This window comes from Modestobacter sp. KNN46-3 (assembly GCF_011039295.1).
In genome coordinates this window covers 1-1,043 of sequence record NZ_JAAKGN010000353.1, presented here as the reverse complement: position 1 = coordinate 1,043, position 1,043 = coordinate 1, and the positions used below count along the sequence as shown (strand labels likewise).

The 1,043-nt window shown below is 74.1% G+C and carries 2 protein-coding genes; one reads left to right on the top strand and one right to left on the bottom strand.

Annotated elements, in window-relative coordinates:
• Window positions 1-848 (bottom strand): DUF349 domain-containing protein (locus G5C62_RS27270; protein ID WP_241176184.1); only part of this gene is annotated, 848 nt, incomplete at its 3' end.
• On the opposite strand from G5C62_RS27270, the gene G5C62_RS28460 reads away from it, so the two are divergent.
• The coding region (locus tag G5C62_RS28460; RefSeq protein WP_241176183.1) for a DUF349 domain-containing protein at window positions 847-1,043 on the top strand (197 nt) is incomplete at its 3' end. The two genes, G5C62_RS27270 and G5C62_RS28460, sit on opposite strands and share 2 nt — an antisense overlap.

Here is a 1,043-nt window from a genome sequence, read left to right as displayed (position 1 = left end):
TTGGCCTTCTGGTTGGCCAGCTCGTCACTGCTGCGCGCCTGGTCGTTGGCGGTGCGGGCGGCGAAGAACACGTCCTGGGCGGCGCGGAACTTCTTCCACAGGTCGTCGTCGGTGTCCCGGCCGACCCGCGGCACCGCCTTCCAGCGGTCCATCAGCCCGCGCATCGCCGCGCTGGTGGGGCCCCACTCGGTGGAGGTGGACAGCCGCTCGGCCTCGGCGATCAGCTCGCTCTTGGCCGCCCGCGACTCACCCCGCTGCTTGTCCAGCTCGGCGAAGTGGGCGCCACGGCGGCGGCCGAAGGCGTCCCGCGCGGCCGCGAAGCGCTGCCACAGCGCCTCGTCGGTCTTGCGGTCGATGCCCTTGATCGTCTTCCACTCCTCGACGATCGCCTTGAGCCGGTCACCGGCGGCCTTCCACTGCGTGGAGTCCGCGGCGATCTGCTCCGCCTCGGCGGCGAGCGCCTCCTTGCGCTGGACCTGCACGGCTCGCTGTGCCGCCTTCTCGGCGCGGTTCGCCGCGACGGCGGTGTCGGCCATGCTGACCATCGCCCGGGCGCGGGCGGAGAGGCTGTCGAGGTCGCCGACCGCCTGGGCGAGCGGGATGGAGTCGGCGAGCTCCTGGGCCTTGGTGCGGATCTCGCCCGGGTTGCCGGTGTGCGCGGCCAGCCGCGCCTCGAGCAGGGTGACCTCGGTGGCCAGGTCGTCGAAGCGGCGGCCGTAGTGGGCCAGGCCCTCGGCCGGCGCGCCGGCCTGCCAGGAGCCGACGGTGCGCTCGCCGGTGGCGGTGCGCACGTAGACCGTGCCCTCCTCGTCGACCCGGCCCCAGGCGGACGGGTCGGAGGCGGGCATGGCCGGGACCACGGTCGGGACGTCGGCTGGCGCCGGGCTGCTGGTGGTGCTGGACGGCGCGGGGGACGGGGTCGGCCGGGACACCGACGACGACCTGTGGAAGAAGTTCCGCGCCGCCCAGGACGTGTTCTTCGCCGCCCGCACCGCCAACGACCAGGCGCGCAGCAGTGACGAGCTGGCCAACCAGAAGGCCAA